Genomic DNA, 17,030 nt, shown 5'->3' with positions numbered 1-17,030 from the left:
CGCGGGTGAGAACGTGACCGGTACCGAGCCTGAGGGGCTGCTGCAGGTGGAGACCGTGTACGAGCGGCCCTCGGCGGACAAGGTGGTCTGCCACGCCCGCTGCATCAGTGTGGGGCGGAGTGTCTTCCCCGGCGATTCGGTGCTTCCGGTGGACAGCCCACCGGATCCCGGGGCACTCTCCCCGGCCCGGGTGGTCCGGATCCACCGGGCGCCGTTCGGAGAGTTCTCCGAACTGTCCCCCGGCTGGCACGCCGTCGTCGATCTCGAGAGCGTCGAGGGCGCGGACCTGTCCTGGGTGCAGCCCGACGCGAACCTGCGAGTCGTCCCGCCGGCGACCGGTACGGAGCAGGGACAGGCGGGCTGAGCACCGCCTTTGGCGACTGTCGGCCGGGATTCCGCGTCGCGCTGATCGGCCCGACGCGCTGAGGACCTCTCCTTCGAGAGCCTCGGCGCGTCGGGCCGCAAGGGACGGGACACGCCGGGCAGCCGCCGCGTAGCACAGGTTGTCACACCCACCACGCCTTCATGACGGCACGGGAGAGGCGGCTCCGCGACAGGCCCCCAAGGGCTGGGCGGAGCCTCTACGCGTTGGAACGTACATCCGTTTCTCGCGGTTTCGGCGCTCTTCGCCGAGCTGGGAGGACCGACCCTGTGGCGGCCTGGCTCGTCCATCCGGGACGCGTTCTGGACGCAGGTTGGACGCAAGGATCGGAAAAGACTGACAAGGACCGAGAAGGACCGAGACGCCAAACCTGCTCTGACCTGGTAAAACGATCAAGATGGGCATGGATCGACAAGGGTCGCCAAGATCCTCAAAGGACTCATAATCCGTCGGCCGTGGGTTCGAGTCCCACCCGCCCCACCACGCGCTACGCGAGCAGAATCGATCTGACCAGCAATTTCGCTGGAGGGTCGGGCCAGTTGAGGGTTCGGCCGGGCGTGTAGTCGGTCGCGGGCCGGGTTGTCGCATCGTCTCTGAGCTGCGAAGACGCGGTTTTCCCAGGGGTGTCCGCGGCAGGTGGGTGTCTGGCCGGGATCGGCTGTTCGGTCAAACGTTTGGCATTGTGGCGACTACTGTGCTGGACCGTGGAGGAAAGTGGAATAAAGCCCTTCCGGTTCTCCCTGCTCGGTCCGCTGCGTGCCTGGCGGGGGTCCGCCGAAGTGGCGCTCGGGCCCCCTCAGCAGCGTGCGGTGCTCGCGATGCTGCTGCTGGGCCGGGGGCAGGCGATCGGGGTGGCCGAGCTCGTGGCGGGGGTCTGGGGCGCGACGGCGCCCCGGGGCGCCGTCGCGATGGTGCGTACCTACGTCTCGCGGCTCCGCAAGCTGTTCGAGCCCGAGCGGGCGCCGGGGCTGCCGTCCGGGCTGCTGGTGTCCATCGGGGACGGATACGCCCTGCGGACCGACCGGGTCTCCAGCGACCTGGCCGAGTTCGAGGCGGCTGTCACGCGGGCCGAGCGGCTGCGGGCCGCCGGGGACGCGGCCGGCGCGCTCCACTCGCTGCGTACCGCGCTCACCGTCGGGGACGGTGCCGCACTGGCCGGCGTGCCCGGTCCGTACGCCGATTCCGCGCGGACCGCGTTCGCCGAACGGCGGCTGCGCGCCCTGGAGTCGAGGCTCTCCGTCGAACTGGAGCTGGGACGGCACGAGGCGGCGGTGCCGGAACTGCTGGCGCTGCGTGACGCGCACCCGCTGCGCGAGGCGGTGAGCGAACTGCTGCTGACCGCCCTGTACCGGAGCGGGCGGCAGGCCGAGGCGCTGGAGGCCTACGCCAGCACGTGCCGCGTGCTGGCCGACGAACTGGGCATCGATCCGGGCCCTTCCTTACGTGCCGTACACGCGCGGATCCTGGCCGCGGACCCCGCGCTCGCCCGGCCGGCGCCCCCCGGACCGTCCGGTGACACGGCCGCCCCGCAGCGCCCCGGTCAAGTGACCGGGGCGGAGCCGGACTTGCCCTCGCCCGGCCGCCGGGCCGGTGTGGTGAGTCCCGCGCAACTCCCCGCCGATCTGCCCCTGTTCACCGGTCGGCGCACCGAACTCGACTATCTGTCGGGCCTGTTGCCCGCAGGAGACGGGCCGCCCGGCACCGCGGTCGTCGGTGTCGTCGACGGCATGGCGGGCAGCGGCAAGACCGCCCTCGCCGTGCACTGGGCGCACCGGATCGCCCACCGGTTCCCCGACGGCAGCCTCCACGTCAACCTTCGCGGCTACGACCCCTCCGGCTCCCGGGTGTCCCCGGGCACCGCGATCGAGATGTTCCTCGTGGCGCTCGGCGTGACCCCGCAGGCCGTCCCGGAGGGACTCGACGCGCAGGCCGCGCTCTACCGCAGCATCCTCGCCGACCGGCGGGTCCTGATCGTGCTCGACAACGCCCGTGACGCCGAGCAGGTACGGCCGCTGCTGCCCGGCACCCCCGGCAGCCTCGTCATCGTCACCAGCCGCAACCGGCTCGGCGGGCTGGTCGCCAAGCACGGCGCCCACCCGCTCACGCCGGGACTGCTGAGCACCGAGGAGTCGTACGAACTGCTGTCCCGGCGGCTCGGCGGTGCCCGGGTCGACGCCGAACCGGCGGCCGTCGCGGCGATCGTCGAGCTGTGCGCCCGGCTGCCGCTGGCCCTGGCCATCGTGGCGGCCCGCGCGGCCCACCATCCCGGCTTCCGGCTCGCCGACATCGCCCAGGAACTCCGCTACCACCATGGCAGCCTCGACGCGTTCGTCGGTGAGGACCCGGGCACCGACGCGCGTGCCGTGTTCTCCTGGTCCTACCGGGCGCTGTCGCCGGAGGCGGCCGGACTCTTCCGTCGTCTCGCCCTGCATCCGGGCCCGGACATCACCACGGCCGCGGCTGTCGCCCTGGCCGGCGCGCCACCCCGCGGAGTCCGCGCCCTGCTCACCGAACTGACCGGGGCGAGCCTGCTCATCGAACGTGCTCCGGGCCGGTTCGTCTTCCACGACCTGCTGCGCGCCTACTCCGGCGAACTCGCCGACGTCGAGGACGGCGAGAGCGCCCGCGGGGCGGCCGTGCTGCGGATGCACGACCACTTCCTGCGCACCGCCCACAACGCCTCCTCGGTGCTCGACCCGTTCCGCGAGAGCATCGCCCTGCCACCGAACACAACGGGCAGTGCGCCCCTTCGGTTCAACGACCGGGCGGAGGCGACCACTTGGCTGCGCACGGAGCGGTACGTCCTGGGCGCGATCGTCGAACACGCCGCCGCCCACGGCTACGACGAACACGCCTGGCGCACCGCGGCGGCCCTGGACGTCTACTTCAACCGGCTCGGGTTCTGGCACGACCTGCTGAAGATCAACGCGGTGGCGCTGGCGGCGGCACAGCGGCTCGGCGACCGCATCGGGCAGGCGTACTCGCTGTGCGGTCTGGGCGTGGCCCACTCGCAGCTCAACCACGCGCGACCCGCGGCCGACTGCCTCGAACGCGCGCTGGACCTGTTCCGTGCCGAGGGCGACCCGTTCGGGCAGGCCCGGGTCCACCGTGGCCTCGCCTACCTGGGCAACCGCACGGACCGGCGCCCGGCCGCCCTCGACCACTACGCGCTGGCCCGCGCGCTGTTCCGGGCCGAGGGCGACCGCAACGGCGAAGCCGGTGTCCTCAACCAGGTCGCCTGGACGTACATCCTGATCGGTGACCACGAGAAAGCCCTCGACTGCGGCCGGGAGGGACTGGCCCTCTACGACGAGATGGGCGACCCCTACGGAGCGGCCTCGACCCAGGACACGATCGGCTACGCCTACCACCACCTCGGCCAGTACCCGGAGGCCATCGAGCACTTCAAGCGCTCGGCGCGCCTGTTCGCCGTGACCGGCGACCACTATCTCGAAGCCGACGTCCTGCGGCACCTCGGCGACGCCCACCGGGCCACCGGTGACCGGGACGCGGCCCGCGAGGCGCTGCGGTCGGCCCTCGCGCTGCTGGCGGAGTTGGGCCACCCGGACGCCGACGAGGTGGGCGCGGTCCTGCGCGAGATCGACGGGGACAGCGGCGGGCCGGAGGCACCGACAGGCCGTTGACGCCGTGATGGGCCGGCCCGGGGCCGTGGGTCAGCAGGCCACGTCCTGCTCCGCCTCCCCGCGCTCCTCCCGCGTCTCCTCCATCGCGACCCCGTGTTCCCGCAGCGCGAGGCGCAGGCTGCGCAGCGCGTAGTACACGCGGGACTTCACGGTCCCGCGCGGAATCCCCAGGTCCTCCGCGGCCTGCTGGGTCGTACGGTCGGCGAAGAACGTCGCCCGCAGCACCTCGCGGTGCGCGGGCGTCAGCGTCCGGAGGGCGTCCTGGAGCACCATGGACGACAGCATCCGCTCTATGTCGTCCTCCTCGGAGTACATGTCGCCCAGCCAGTTGGTGCCGCTGATCTCCAGCGGGCGCGCCATCCGCGTGCGGTGCGCGTCGATCACGAGGTTGCGGGCGACCCGGAACATCCAGGGGCGTACGGCCATGCCCTCCGCGTCGGTCAGGTTCCCGTTGTTCCAGCAGCGCAGCAGTGTCTCCTGGAGGACGTCCTCCGCGCGGTGCGTGTCCCAGTCCACCATGCGCAGCACGTACGAGTAGAGGTCCGGCCCGTGTTCCAGATACAGGTCGCGCAGCGCCCGTTCCTCGGGCGAGACCGCGCTCGCCGATCCGATGGCCGTCACGTTCATGGAAGTGCTCCTGCTCCTCGGTTGACCGCCCCGGCCGCTCGGGGGCCGGAGTGGGGCTCGTGGGGAAGGGAGTGTTCCGAGGGACGGTCCACGTCTGTTTGACGCCTGTTGTACGAGGGGATTGACGGGCCGGTCAGCGTGTGTGCGCCGGAGTGCGCCGGGTGGTGCTCAGAGGCTCAGACGTACGCCCCCTCCAGCTCCTCGATGTATCTGCGGACCTCCTCGGCGAGTTCGGCGTGGCCCGGCGGCAGCGGTTCCCGGCGGCTCAACATGTTCCACATGTGCAGGAGTTCGTGGCCGTGGGCGACGGTGGCCGGGGAGTCGTCGAGCTGCCGCCAGGCCGCCGCCGCCCGCGCCACGTCCATCGGCGCCCGCTCGTCCCCGGCCCCGCACCGGATGCGGGCCACGGCCAGCGCCAGTACGACGGCCTCGCGATGGTCGCCGCGCAGATGCGCGAGGTAGGCCTCCACGGCCCGTGCCTCCACCGCGTGCGGATGCTCGGCGCCCACCGAGCCGGTCAGCTTCTGGCGCAGCACGGTCGCCCGGGCGAAGGCCTCGTCGAGCCGGCCGGCGATCCCCAACTCGTTGATGTGGCCGATCTGTTCGGAGAGTTCGGCCGGCGGCGGCTCGACGAGGGGTTCGGGCTGCCGCATGGCGTTGCGGATGGCGGCCGTGGCGCGGGCGCGGGCCACGGCGGTCGCGACGGCGGAGGTCCCCACGGCCGGGGCCGCGACGGCCGGGGCGGCCGGAGCGGCGGGTGGTGCGGTGGTCGGTGCGGTGGCCTCGGGGGACTGCTCGGGCTCCGACTCCGGCCGGGGGGCCGCCGGTTCGGGTTCCGGTGTGTCCCCGGGCGTGGGCGCGAGGACGTGGCTGGAGCCGTCCGGCAGGACCCGCAGGACGAAGTGGGTCGCGCCGGGGCCGTCGCCGACCGTGGCGTCCACGGCCGCGCCGGACTCCTCGGCGTACTGGTGCAGCCGGTCGAGCACGGCCTCGTGCACGGACTGGCCAGGAGCGGGGACGAGCGGCTCGCCGTCGATCTCGGCGAGGCCTTCGTCGGAGACGTACACCTGGAAGCGGTCCATGGCTGTCCTTCTCGTACGGCGGATCCGGGGGAGCGGGGTGGTCAGTTCGTGGGGGTGGGCGTGACGCCCGGGGTGGCGCCCGAGGGCGGGGCGGCGATGCCCTGGTACTTGGCGAACTGGGCGCGGATGGCGAGGACATAGCTGAGCGCGTCGTTCGACTGCGGGACGCCCTTGGCGGCCTTCACGGCGTCCATCCCGATGGCGTAGCCGGCCAGGGCGAGGTCCAGCACGCTGTTGGTGGTGTTGCCGTCCTTGTCGGTGGTCTTCACGACCGTGCCGTTGTCGAGCAACGTCTGTCCCTGGCCCGCCAGATCACACATGTAGCGGGCCAGGGCCATGATCGAGTCCTTGTTGTCCGTCGCCTGCGTCTTGCCGTTGTCGTCGTCGTCCTTGCCGTACTTGCTGAAGATGTCCGGTGTCAGTTGGGCGATGCCCGTCTCGCCGTGCGCGCCGACCACGGTCGAGTTGAAGCCGGACGCCTTCTCCAACTGGGAGGCGATGACGATCGGGCCGATCGCGTCGCACTGCTCACCGGCCTTCTGGATGGGGTCCACCAGGTCCGACGGGACGGTGGAGGTGTCCAACTCGCCCTTCCCGTCGCCCTGGATGACGGTGATCATCTGGTTCGCCGTGTCGTTGTCGGCGCTGTAGTCGTCGGCGCTGCCGCCGCCTCCCCCGAAGAGCAGGATCAGCGCGATCAGCGGGGCCAGCAGGACCCCGAGGCCGCCGAAGATGATGATCAACGGCACGGCGCCCGCCACGGCGAGCGGGATCATCACGCAGCCGCCCACGCCGGCGCCGGCCACGCCGTACAGCACGGCCTTCGAACCCGCGCCGTCCTCACCCTCCGCGGCACCCATCCGCGTCCTCCGTCTTCTTCCGCTCGTCTTGAACCGCTGCGGCCACATGGCCCGTTGTGCTGTCCGCCGGACCCGATACAGCGCAACGGGCCCCGCGGCGAAAAAGTTCAAAACAGTGGAAAACCGGATGAGTCAGAGCAGCGGAAGCACGAGCCAAGAGGGGGGCGGGAAAAACATCATGGGCGTTCCTTCGGCACCACAGCCGGACCCGCAGTCATGGGTCCGGGGACCGAAGCCCACGCAGCCGGCCCGGCCGGCGGCGGACGGCACCACCACCGCCCCCGCCGGACATCCCGCACCGGCCGGACACCGGACCCCCGTCGGAGGACCGCCGCAGGCGCTGACCGCCGTACAGCCCGCCGTGCGGGCCGTCGCCCCGGCCGCCCCCGTGCAGGTCGCTCCCCGGCCCAACACCCCTTCGCGCAAGGCCACTTCGGGCCGCCCGGCGGAACAGCGCCGGGGACAGCCGAAGCGGCCCAGGACGGCGCTGCGCGGCAGGTCGCGCGAGGACGTCGGGTGGGTCCAGGCACACGGCGGCTCCGGGGCGACCTCCCTGGTCGAGGCGCTGGGCGGAGTGGACGTCGGAGCGCGCTGGCCGGAGCCCGCGCGGGGCGAGCCGTACCGGATCGTCCTGGTCGGCCGGACCAGCGCGCGCGGACTGCGGTCCGTGTCCCAGGCGCTCGGCGCGCTCAAGGAGGGCAAGGCCCCGCAGGGGCTCGAACTGCTGGCCGTGGTGCTCGTCGCCGACGCCCCCGGACGGCTGCCGCTGAGTCTGCTGCGCCGCATCCGGGTCCTGCGCTCCGTCGCCCGTGTGCACCGGGTGCCGTGGATCCCGGCGTGGCGCACGGACGGACAGCTGAAGTACATCCCCAGACAACTCGTCACGCTCTCCCGGCTGGTGGGCAGCGACGTCTACGACGAGGGAACCAGGTCGTGAGTCAACTCCTCTCCGCCACCCAGTACTTGGCCGACGGGTTCGACCCGGGCGCCGACGGCGCCACGATCATCAACACGCTCTGCTGGTGCGCCTCCGCCTGTGGCGTCGCCGGACTGATCATCGTCGGCATGCAGATGGCGCTCCAGCTGCGCCGCGGCGACCCGGGCGAGGGCGGTGAGCACTTCCGCGGGGTCTTCTTCGTCGTCCTCGCCTGTGTGATCGCCTCCACCGCCGGTCCGCTCGTCTCGTTCCTCGGCGCTCTGACCCTTCAAGGTCCCTGAGGCCGACCGGTCAACAGGCCGACAGGCCAACAGGCCTTCCAGTAACGCCAGTTCACCTTCCCGCCGCCCGCTCAGACAGGGCGCCGACTCCTCGGAGAATCCTCATGTCCGCTCTGCTCGATGCCACCAACGTCCTCGCGGCCAGCGTTCCGCAGCCGTCCAGCAACGCCCCCGGCGAACTGACCAGCAAGGTCAACCTCGTCCTCGGCATCCTCGCCTGGGCCGGCACCGCGGCCGGTGTCTGCGGCGTGCTGGTGACCGGCGCCATGATGGCCATCTCCGTCAAGCGGGGTGAGAGCTCGGAGCACATGAGCCGCCTCGGCATGGTGCTCGGCGGCTGTGTCCTGGTGGCCACGGCCGGCCCGCTCGTCCAGTTCGTCTTCAACTAGAGAGCGCGGGACAGTGGGCATCTTCAAGCGCGGAGGACAGCGGCCCGAGGAGTCCGGGCCGTACTGGAAACAGCGCAGTTGGCAGGCGTCGGCGGGGTTCCTCGCGCTGGTCGTCGTCCTGGGCGTGATCGCCACGGTGACGTCCGGCTCGGGCTCCCGTGCCCGTGCCGAGGCGTCGGTGTCCAAAGGCCCGCTGTCCGGCACCGTGGCCAAGAAGGACGGCCGCCCCGGCGGCTGCCGTACCGACGACAGCGCGGGCGACGCGATACCGACGTCCGTACCCAAGGACATCACCTGGCATACGCTCGACATCGGGCGGGTGCCGGTCTCCGCCTCGGCGGGACCGACCAGGAAACAGGGCGCCGTGTGGTGGTGCTTCGCGCACACCCCGATGGGCGCCGTGCTGGCCGCCACCGACATCCCCACCCAGATGAGCGGCACCCAGTGGCGCACCGTCACCGACCAGCAGGTGGTCGCCGGACAGGAACGCGAACTGTTCGTGTTCCAGCGCACCGCCGTACCGGACACGACCGGTTCGAGCGGCGCCGCGACCACGTCGTCGTACGCCGGGTTCCAGGTGACCTCGTACACCGCCAAGGCGGCGGCCGTCGTGCTGCTGATCAAGAACGAACAGGGCTACGCCAAGACCACCGTCTACGTCCGCTGGAGCGGCGGCGACTGGAAGATCCAGCCCGACAGCAGCGGCAGCCTCTACTCGCAGCTGGCCTCCGAGCAGAGCGCCGTCGGCTACACACTCTGGGGGGCCTGACGTGGCGGCCTGTAGCAACGGCAATCCGCTGGCGGACGCGATCACCGGGTTCTTCAGCTTTCTCGGCGACCCCGTCGGGACCGTCATCGGTCTGATCGCGAAGACCATCCTCGCCGCCGCCATCGCGGTGTTCGCGGGGCTGGCCAAGACCGTTCCGACCCTGGACGACACCACCACCTCGCACGACCTCAGCGACAAGACCTCGTGGATCGTGGTCTATCTGGCCGTCGGTTCACTGCTGTTCGCGGCCGGCAAGATGGCGATCGAACGCAGGGGCACCGCGGGCGTCACCGCCCTGAAGGGCATCCTGCGGGTCGTCCTCGTCTCGGGCGCCGCCACCACCGTGTGCCTGGCCGCCGCGAGGCTCGCGGACAACTACGCCACCTATCTGTTCGACGACTCCGTGCAGAAGGCGCTGGACAACATCGGCGCCTGCGGCGACAACAGCAACATCCAGTCCTTCCTGCTGCTGATCCTCGCCTTCCTGCTGCTGCTCGCGGGCATCCTGCACACCGTCCTGATGTACATCCGGCTCGGCGTCATGATGATCATGCTCGGTACCCTGCCGATGGCCGCCGCGGCCTCGATGACGGACTGGGGCGCCGGCTGGTGGCGCAAGCACATCGGCTGGATGATCTCCTGGCTGCTGTACAAGCCCGCGGTCGCCCTCGTGCTGAACGCCGGCATGGCGATGATCACCGAGGGCCAGAACAGTCCGACGGGCGCCGACGTCAACACCCGGATCGCCGGCATCGGCGTGATGCTGCTGTCCGCCATCGCGCTCCCCGCACTGCTGAAACTCGTCGTACCCGCCGCCGCGGCCATGGGCACCGGCAACCCGATGTCCGCCATGGGCCAGGCGGGCAACCAGCTCGCGACCGGTGCCGTGCAGGTCGGCGCCATGAGCGGCGGGTCCGGCGGAGGCGGCGGCGGACAGAAGGGCCCGAGCGGAGCCAGCGGCACCGGCGGTGCCGGCGGCGCGTCCGGGGGCGCGGGCGCGGACGGCGCGTCCGGCGCCGGCGGCGCGGACGGCGCGTCCGGCTCGGGCGGTCCGAGCGGGGCGAGCAAGGGCGGTGGCGGCGCGGGCAAGGCCGCAGGCGGTGCGGGGGAGGCCGGAGCGGCACTGGGCGGTCCCGCCGGTATCGCGATCCTCGCGGCCGTGGCCGCGGCCCAGACCGCGGGTGCGACCGTCTCCGGCGCCGTCGAGGGCGCCGACGGAGACCTCGGCAACAACAAGTGAGCCCGGGGGAGTCCACGACACCGGGGCGGCCGGCCCGCACCGCCGCCCGGTGTCGGCTCCCCCGCACGACGGCCGCCGGGCGCCCTTCCCCCAGGGCGTCCGGCGGTCTCCCCACCGGCCCCCGACCCACGCCGTACCCGCAGCACCTCACGAAAGGAAACCGGTCACATGTCCACGGAAGCCGTGTCCCACCCGACCTACGGGAACTGGCGCAGGCCGAGGCGCGCGGGGCTCGGACCGCTCGGACTCCTCGGCACCTTCGTGATCTTCGGCGGGCTCGTCGCCACCCTGCTGGCCTCGCTGATCTCGCTGTACGCGGCGATCATCGTGTTCGTACCGGTCGTCCTCTTCCTCATCCCGCTCGCCATCCGCACCCAGGACGGCCGCAACGTCTACCAGCTCTTCGCGCTGCGCGTCGGCTGGTGGCGCCGGAAGGCCGCGGGCGCGCACCTCTACGTCTCCGGCCCGCTGTCCGCCCGCCCCGGCGGCCGGTTCCGCCCGCCGGGGCTGCTCAACAAGGTCACCGCCAGTGAGGGCCGGGACGCCTACGACCGTCCGTTCGGGATCCTGCACCACCCGCAGCGCGACCTGTACACCATCGTCCTGGGCTGCGATCCCGACGGCGGTTCGCTCATCGACCCCGACCAGGTCGACGTCTGGGTCGCGCTGTGGGGCGAGTGGCTGGCCCGCCTCTCCCACGAACCCGGCCTGAAGGGCGCCACCGTGATCGTGGAGACCGCCCCCGACCCCGGCACCCGGCTCGCCCACGAGGTGCTCCCGCGCATCCACCCCGACGCGCCGGCCGCCGCCCGCGCCGTGATGGAGGAGGTCGTCGACAACTACCCGAGCGCCTCCTCCGAGATGCACACCTACGTCACCCTCACCTACGGCAACCCGGCCGGCCAGCGGCGCCGCAAGGAGGACGTGATCACCGAACTGGCCATCCGCATCCCCGGCCTGCTCAGCGGCCTCGTCGCGGCCGGCGGCGGTGCCGCCTACCCGCTGTCGGCCGAGCGGATCGCCGAGGTCGTCCGGGTCGCCTACGACCCCGCCGTCGCCGCCGACGTCCTCAACGCCCGCGCCCAGGAAGGCGGAACGGGCCTGGAGTGGGACGACGCCGGCCCCGCCGCCGCCGTCGAGACCGTCAACGCCTACCAGCACGACTCCGGTGTCTCCCGGACCTGGATGCTGACGCTGGCACCCCGCGGCACCGTCCGCTCCTCGGTGCTGCGCGGCATGCTGGAGGCCGCCCCCGGCACCCGGCGCAAGCGGGTCGCCCTGGTCTACCGGGCCATCGACCCCGCCACCTCGGCCCGTATCGTCGAGGCCGACCGGCGCAGCGCCCAGTTCATGGCCACGTCCGGCAAGGGCATGGTCCAGGCGCGCGCGGCCTCCGAGGTGCGGGCGGCCGAACAGACCGCCGCCGAGGAGGCGTCCGGCGCCGGGCTCGTGGAGTTCTCCCTGATGCTCACGGTCACCGTCGACACCATGGAGGAACTCGCCGACGCCAGCGTCACCGTGCGCAACCTGACCGCGGCCTCCCGCGTGCTGATGCGGCCCGCCGACCGGATGCAGGCCGCCGCGTTCAGCTGCACCCTGCCCGCCGGAATCCTTCCGTGGGAACAGACCCTCGTCCCGCACGAACTCCAGGAGGCCCTGTGAGCCGCCGTAGCGAAGAGAAGCTGGCCGAGCGGGCCGACCTGATGGCCGAGGAGGAGGCGCTCCGCGACCTGGCCGCGGGCGGGTCGGGGCTGGTCGGCCTGGACGGATCCGGTGTCTGGGGCGACACGAGGAAGTCCGCGAAGAGCAAGAGCAAGAGCAAGAACACGACCGCGGCCGACACCAAGCGCGCCGACAAGGGCAAGGCCCCGGCCAGGCCCCGGGAGCCGTACGTCCCGGCGCGCGGCTGGCCGGGGGCCGGCGGTGGCCGCGTCGGGTACATGGATCCGCCCACCATGTGGCGCGCCACCACCGTGCAGGCCTGCGGCATGTGGCCGTTCGCCGCCGGTTCGGGCTCGCCCATGATCGGAGTGCCCCTCGGCCAGCACCTGTTCACCGGCGCCACGGTCTGCGGCGACCCGCTGAACTGGTTCACCCGCGCCCGCTACATCTCCAACCCCTCCCTGTTCATGCTCGGCATGCCGGGCCTGGGCAAGTCGACCCTCATCAACCGGATGCTGATCGGGCTCGCCGCGACCGGAGTCGTCCCGCTGGTCCTCGGCGACCTCAAGCCCGACTACGCCGACACCGTGCGCGCGCTCGGCGGCCAGGTCATCTCCATCGGCCGCGGCCGGGGCGGCATCAACGTCCTGGACCCGGGCGCCATGGGGGAGGCCGCCGCGAAGATCGGCGGCGACGCCGGCGAGGTCCTCAAGGCGGAGGCCCACGGCCGGGTGCTGAACATGGTCGCCGCCCTCGTCACCATCGTGCGCGGCCGGCCCATGGACGACCACGAGCAGTCCGTGCTCTCCGCCGTCCTGCACCACCTGCGCGAACGCGCCGTCCCCGGCCGGCCCGTACTGCTGCCCGACGTCCTACGGGTCCTCACCGAGGGCCCCGACCGGGTTCGCGCGGTCACCCTGGACCGGGGGTCCGACACCCGCTACCGGGACGCCGTCGACCCGCTGCACCGCTCCCTCCTAGGCATTCTCGACGGCCCGCTCGGCGACACCTTCGCCTCCGAGACGTCCACCCGCATCGACGCGAACGCGCCCGCCGTGTGCATCGACATCTCCGGCATCGGCGAGGCCGACACCCAGCTCACCGCCGCCGCGATGCTCGCCGCCTGGTCCGACGGGCTCGGCACGGTCGCCGCCTCGCACGCCCTCGCGGACGCCGGACTCGCGCCCCGGCGCTGGTTCTTCACCGTCCTCGACGAGCTGTGGCGCCCACTGCGCGCCGCCTCCGGCATCGTCGACCGCATCGACGCCCTCACCCGCCTCAACCGCTCCCTCGGCCTCGGCGACGCCAAGATCACCCACACCCTCAAGGACGCCGAGGCCCTCGGCACCGACGCCGACCGCGCCAAGGCACGCGGCTTCGTCGAGCGGGCCGGCATGGTCGTCTGCGCGGGACTGCCGAAGACCGAGATGGAGGACCTCGGCAAGGTCGTCGGACTCTCCCGCCGCGAGATCGACCTCGTGTCGTCCTGGTCCTCACCACCGGGCTGGGGCGTGCGCGGCGAGGACGAGGAACCCCCGGGCCGCGGCCGTTTCCTCATCAAGGTCGGTGGCCGCCCCGGCATCCCGATCAAGGTCGCCATCACCAACGCCGAGCGCGACCTGCACAACACCAACACCCGCTGGACGACCAACGAGGCCGCCGTCGAACAGGCCGCCGCCCGCGCCGCCCGGGACGTCGCCCGGCTCGCCCAGGAAGGCCCGCTGCCGCTGGCCCTCCCGGGCGGCCCGGCCGCCCTCGCCCTGCCCGGCGACCCGGGCTTCCCCGCCACGGAGGCATCGGCCGGGGGGTGGACGGCATGAGCGGACCCCGCAGCACGGACCTCGGCGACCAGGCGCAGTGGGCCATCGCCCTGCTGGCCGGGTTCGGCATCCTCGCGTTCACCATGGTCTGGGCCGGCGGCACCTTCGGCGCCGGTCTCGCCGGCTACGGCTGGGACGCCCCGCCGTTCGCCCTGTCCACCGTCTCCACCCTGCTCTCCGCCGGGCCGGCCGCGCTGTGGCCGGCCGCCCCGGCCGCCGTGCTCTACGCGGGCATGTTCGGCGTGCTGGCGCTCGTCTCGGTGCCCGCCGCCCTCGTCGTCAACTTCTTCATGAGCCGCGGCAAGGCGCCCAAGGGCCTCGCCGGGAGGCGCGAACTCGCCGCCATGTGCCCCCAGGGCATCGAGGCCCGCGCCCGCGAACTGCGCCCCACCCTCAAGGGCCGCGAGAAGCTCCACCCCGACGAGACCGGCAACCTCCTCGGCGACCTCGACCCCAAGGGCCCCGAACTGCGCAGCAGTTACGAGGACGTGGAGCTCGACCTGATGGCGCCCCGGGCCGGCAAGTCCACCGGCATCGCCGTGCCCCGGGTACTGCGCGCCCAGGGCGCCGTCCTGCTGACCTCCAACAAGTCCGACGTGTACGCCGTCACGCGGGCCCAGCGGGAAAGGGCGGGCACGGTATGGACGTTCGACCCGCAGGGCATCGCCCACGCCCCCCGCGCCATGTGGTGGAACATCCTCGGCGAGTGCCACACCATCGAGGGCGCCCGCCGGATGGCCGGGCACTTCGTGGCGTCCGTCAACGACGACACCGCGAAGAAGGACTTCTGGATCTCGGCCGCCCAGAACACCCTCACCGCGCTGTTCCTGGCCGCGGCCCGGGGCGACGCCCCGCTGACCGAACTCCTCGCCTGGCTCGCCGACCCCGCCGACCGCACCCCGATCGACCTGCTCCGCGAGGTCGGACTCGTCGCGATGGCCGAGCAGTTGCAGGGCACCGTGCGCGGCGCGGTGGAGACCCGCGACGGCATCTACGAGACCGCCCGCCAGACCGCGTCCTGCCTCCTCGACCCCGAGATCCTCGCCTGGGTCACCCCCGACCCGAACCTCCCGGAGTTCCGCCCGCACGAGCACGTCCTCGGTACCGACACCCTCTACCTCCTGTCCAAGGACGGCGGCGGTTCGGCGGCGGGCGTCATCGCGGGGCTCGCCGACGCGACGATGCGGGCGGGCGTCGTGGCCGCCGAACGCATGGGCGGCCGGCTCGATCCGCCGCTGACCGCGGTCCTCGACGAGGCGGCCAACGTGTGCCGCATCTCCGATCTCCCCGACCTGTACTCCCACTTCGGCTCGCGCGGCATCAACGTCGTGACCCTGCTCCAGAGTTACCGCCAGGGCGCCCGCGTGTGGGGCGAGGTCGGCATGGACGCGCTGTGGAGCGCGGCGACCGTCAAACTCCTCGGCGCGGGCCTCGACGACGCCGACTTCGTGCAGAAGATCTCCACCCTGGTCGGCCAGCACGACGTGAAGACCCCGAGCATCTCCCGCAGCAAGGACGGCACTTCACGCTCGTACTCCTACCGCCAGGAGTCCGTCCTGCCGCCCGACAAGATCCGCGCCCTCCCCAAGGGCACCGCCCTGCTGCTGGCCACCGGCGTCAAACCGGCCCTCATCCGGCTGCGCCCCTGGTACAAGGAGCCCGGCGCCGCCGAGATCTCGGCCGACGCGAAGGCGGAGGCGGCGGCGATCACGGAACGCGCAGCGGCTCGGCTGCTGCCGGGCCTGAGCCTGGGGAAGGAGAGCGACCGGGGCGCCGTCCGAGCGTGACGGTCCGCAGCACCAGCTCGGCCGGCGCGTACCGCACCCGCCCCATCAGCCAGGCGCCCAGGGCGAGTTGGACGCCGTAGAGCACGAGGCACCCGGCCAGGACGGCGGCGGTGCCGACCCGGTCGTAGAGACCGAGGCCGTAGCCGGTGAAGACCAGCGCGAGGACCAGGGACTGCGAGAGGTACTGCGTGAGGGCCATGCGCCCGGAGGCGGCCAGCACCCGCGCCGCCGCCGGGCGCACGGCCGTCAGCAGCAGGAGCAGCCCGCAGGCGTACGACGCCGTCAGCGCGGGCGCGGTCAGCAGCGACACCGCGTGCCCGACCAGGAACCAGCGGCTGTCCAGCGGCCCGTTCGCACAGCACGCGGTGACCACGCCACCGGCCAGACCGACCGGCAGCCACCGTACGACGACCTTCCGCAGCCACTCGCGGTCCCGGCCGCGCCGCTCCACCAGGCCCGCCTCGGCCGCCGCGAGGCCGGCCAGGAACGCGGCCAGCATGTCGGGGGCGTACAGCACGTTCGTGCCCAGGGTCGTCGGCAGCTCGCGCAGCCGGGCCCCGACCACGGACAGGAAACCGCCCCGGTAGGCGGTCACACTGGGCGCGACCTCGGCGGCGTACCGCGCCGGGGTGACCGGCTGGGTGAAGGCGACGGTCAGCAGCCCGTACCCCAGCAGCAGCACCGCGAGGCCCGCCACCAGACAGACCGCGACCCGCAGCGCGGCCCGGGGACTCAGCCCGCGCAGCCCGTACAGGACCAGTCCCAGGACGGCGTACGTCATCAGGATGTCGCCGCTGAAGAGCAGCACCGCGTGCAGCAGACCGAGGCCGAACAGCCCGGCCGTGCGCCGGAGATGGCGTCCGGCGGGCCCGCCGTCCGGATGCGCGGAGCGCTGCTGGAGGACGAAGCTGTAGCCGAAGAGGAACGAGAACAGCTGATAGAGGGTGGTGGTCGCGGTCACCGCCCAGGCGGCGGCCCGGTCGGCGCCGGAGGCGTGCGGACCACCGCCGAGCGCCGTGTAAGGGCCCGCCATCAGCTGGGCGTTGACGAGCAGGATGCCGAACAGGGCGAACCCGCGCAGCACATCGACGTCCTGGACCCGCCCGGCACCGGCCGCCTCGCGCCCGCTCACCGGGTCAGCCTGGTCCCGCACACGAACAGCACCGTCGACGTCAGGAACCATCCGAACGCCGGCGACAGCAGATACCGCGGGATCCAGAGCCGGGCCGCCGTGGGCCGGGTCCGCAGATAGCACACGGGCACCGTCCCGCCGACCCGGGGCACTCCGCGCAACTGCCCGTAGGCGCCGGTGTCGACGACGACGGGCCGTCCCAGATGGTCGGTGAACAGCACGAGCCCGGTCCGCCGCCGGTCGCCCGCGATCCGCGGGATCACGGTGCCCGTCACGAGCACTCCGCGCATCAACAGCCGCGCCACGGCGACCAACTGCCGTACTGCCAGAAGGAGAAACCCGAGACCCACCCCCGTGCACAGGGCGAGCAGCAGCAACTTGGCGTCCATACGGTCCCCTTCACCGGCCGTCGTACCTC

15 protein-coding genes are annotated in these 17,030 nt (G+C 72.6%); 10 read left to right on the top strand and 5 right to left on the bottom strand.

The window, feature by feature from the left end:
• Positions 1-13: 13 nt before the first annotated feature.
• Together ACIQPR_RS29975 and ACIQPR_RS29970 are read left to right on the top strand one after the other, a co-directional pair.
• Positions 14-364 (top strand): hypothetical protein, encoded by a 351-nt coding sequence (locus ACIQPR_RS29975; RefSeq protein WP_393793439.1) that lies wholly within the window; start codon positions 14-16, stop codon positions 362-364.
• Between the two features lie 722 nt (positions 365-1,086).
• Positions 1,087-4,026 carry an AfsR/SARP family transcriptional regulator gene (locus tag ACIQPR_RS29970; RefSeq protein ID WP_403654579.1) on the top strand — a complete coding sequence of 980 codons (2,940 nt, stop codon included), beginning with the start codon at positions 1,087-1,089 and terminating at the stop codon, positions 4,024-4,026.
• Between the two features lie 30 nt (positions 4,027-4,056).
• Here the strand turns inward: ACIQPR_RS29970 and ACIQPR_RS29965 are convergent, their stop codons facing one another.
• The 3 genes from ACIQPR_RS29965 to ACIQPR_RS29955 form a co-directional block, all read right to left on the bottom strand.
• Complete coding sequence (locus tag ACIQPR_RS29965; RefSeq protein WP_403654577.1) at positions 4,057-4,653, bottom strand: sigma-70 family RNA polymerase sigma factor; 597 nt, start codon at positions 4,651-4,653, stop codon at positions 4,057-4,059.
• 176 nt (positions 4,654-4,829) lie between these two features.
• The gene (locus ACIQPR_RS29960; RefSeq protein ID WP_403654575.1) at positions 4,830-5,735 is read right to left on the bottom strand and encodes a hypothetical protein; all 906 of its coding nucleotides are present in this window, start codon (positions 5,733-5,735) and stop codon (positions 4,830-4,832) included.
• 41 nt (positions 5,736-5,776) lie between these two features.
• A complete protein-coding gene (locus tag ACIQPR_RS29955; protein ID WP_403654573.1) occupies positions 5,777-6,595 on the bottom strand; it encodes a transglycosylase SLT domain-containing protein in 819 nt (272 codons plus the stop codon).
• Between the two features lie 178 nt (positions 6,596-6,773).
• Between ACIQPR_RS29955 and ACIQPR_RS29950 the strand changes: the two genes are divergently transcribed.
• The 8 genes from ACIQPR_RS29950 to ACIQPR_RS29915 all read left to right on the top strand — a co-directional run bounded on the left by ACIQPR_RS29950 (position 6,774) and on the right by ACIQPR_RS29915 (position 15,480).
• Entirely contained in the window at positions 6,774-7,532 is a 759-nt protein-coding gene (locus ACIQPR_RS29950; RefSeq protein ID WP_403654571.1) for a hypothetical protein, read from the top strand.
• Positions 7,529-7,813: a hypothetical protein gene (locus ACIQPR_RS29945; protein WP_403654569.1), complete on the top strand. Its 285-nt coding sequence runs from the start codon at positions 7,529-7,531 to the stop codon at positions 7,811-7,813. Before ACIQPR_RS29950 ends, ACIQPR_RS29945 begins: the two co-directional genes overlap by 4 nt.
• A gap of 104 nt (positions 7,814-7,917) precedes the next feature.
• On the top strand, positions 7,918-8,202 hold the full coding sequence (locus ACIQPR_RS29940; protein ID WP_403654567.1) for a hypothetical protein: 285 nt from the start codon (positions 7,918-7,920) through the stop codon (positions 8,200-8,202).
• Positions 8,203-8,215: 13 nt separating this feature from the next.
• A complete protein-coding gene (locus ACIQPR_RS29935; protein ID WP_403654565.1) occupies positions 8,216-8,971 on the top strand; it encodes a hypothetical protein in 756 nt (251 codons plus the stop codon).
• A gap of 1 nt (position 8,972) precedes the next feature.
• Positions 8,973-10,211, top strand: coding sequence for a hypothetical protein (locus ACIQPR_RS29930; RefSeq protein WP_403654563.1), 1,239 nt, complete (start codon positions 8,973-8,975; stop codon positions 10,209-10,211).
• 168 nt (positions 10,212-10,379) lie between these two features.
• Positions 10,380-11,873 (top strand): SCO6880 family protein, encoded by a 1,494-nt coding sequence (locus tag ACIQPR_RS29925; protein WP_403654561.1) that lies wholly within the window; start codon positions 10,380-10,382, stop codon positions 11,871-11,873.
• A complete protein-coding gene (locus ACIQPR_RS29920; protein ID WP_403654559.1) occupies positions 11,870-13,693 on the top strand; it encodes an ATP/GTP-binding protein in 1,824 nt (607 codons plus the stop codon). The genes ACIQPR_RS29925 and ACIQPR_RS29920 overlap by 4 nt, the downstream gene beginning before the upstream one ends.
• Positions 13,690-15,480, top strand: coding sequence for a type IV secretory system conjugative DNA transfer family protein (locus ACIQPR_RS29915; RefSeq protein WP_403654557.1), 1,791 nt, complete (start codon positions 13,690-13,692; stop codon positions 15,478-15,480). The genes ACIQPR_RS29920 and ACIQPR_RS29915 overlap by 4 nt, the downstream gene beginning before the upstream one ends.
• Here ACIQPR_RS29915 and ACIQPR_RS29910 read toward each other — a convergent pair.
• Together ACIQPR_RS29910 and ACIQPR_RS29905 are read right to left on the bottom strand one after the other, a co-directional pair.
• Positions 15,401-16,612, bottom strand: a complete 1,212-nt coding sequence (locus tag ACIQPR_RS29910) for a DUF418 domain-containing protein (RefSeq protein ID WP_403654556.1) — start codon at positions 16,610-16,612, stop codon at positions 15,401-15,403. The genes ACIQPR_RS29915 and ACIQPR_RS29910 overlap by 80 nt on opposite strands.
• The gene (locus ACIQPR_RS29905) at positions 16,609-17,001 is read right to left on the bottom strand and encodes a hypothetical protein (protein ID WP_403654554.1); all 393 of its coding nucleotides are present in this window, start codon (positions 16,999-17,001) and stop codon (positions 16,609-16,611) included. Before ACIQPR_RS29905 ends, ACIQPR_RS29910 begins: the two co-directional genes overlap by 4 nt.
• Between the last annotated feature and the right edge of the window lie 29 nt (positions 17,002-17,030).

It is taken from the genome of Streptomyces sp. NPDC091280, assembly GCF_044768565.1.
Lineage (GTDB): Bacteria > Actinomycetota > Actinomycetes > Streptomycetales > Streptomycetaceae > Streptomyces.
This window is presented reverse-complemented; position numbering and strand designations above follow the sequence as displayed.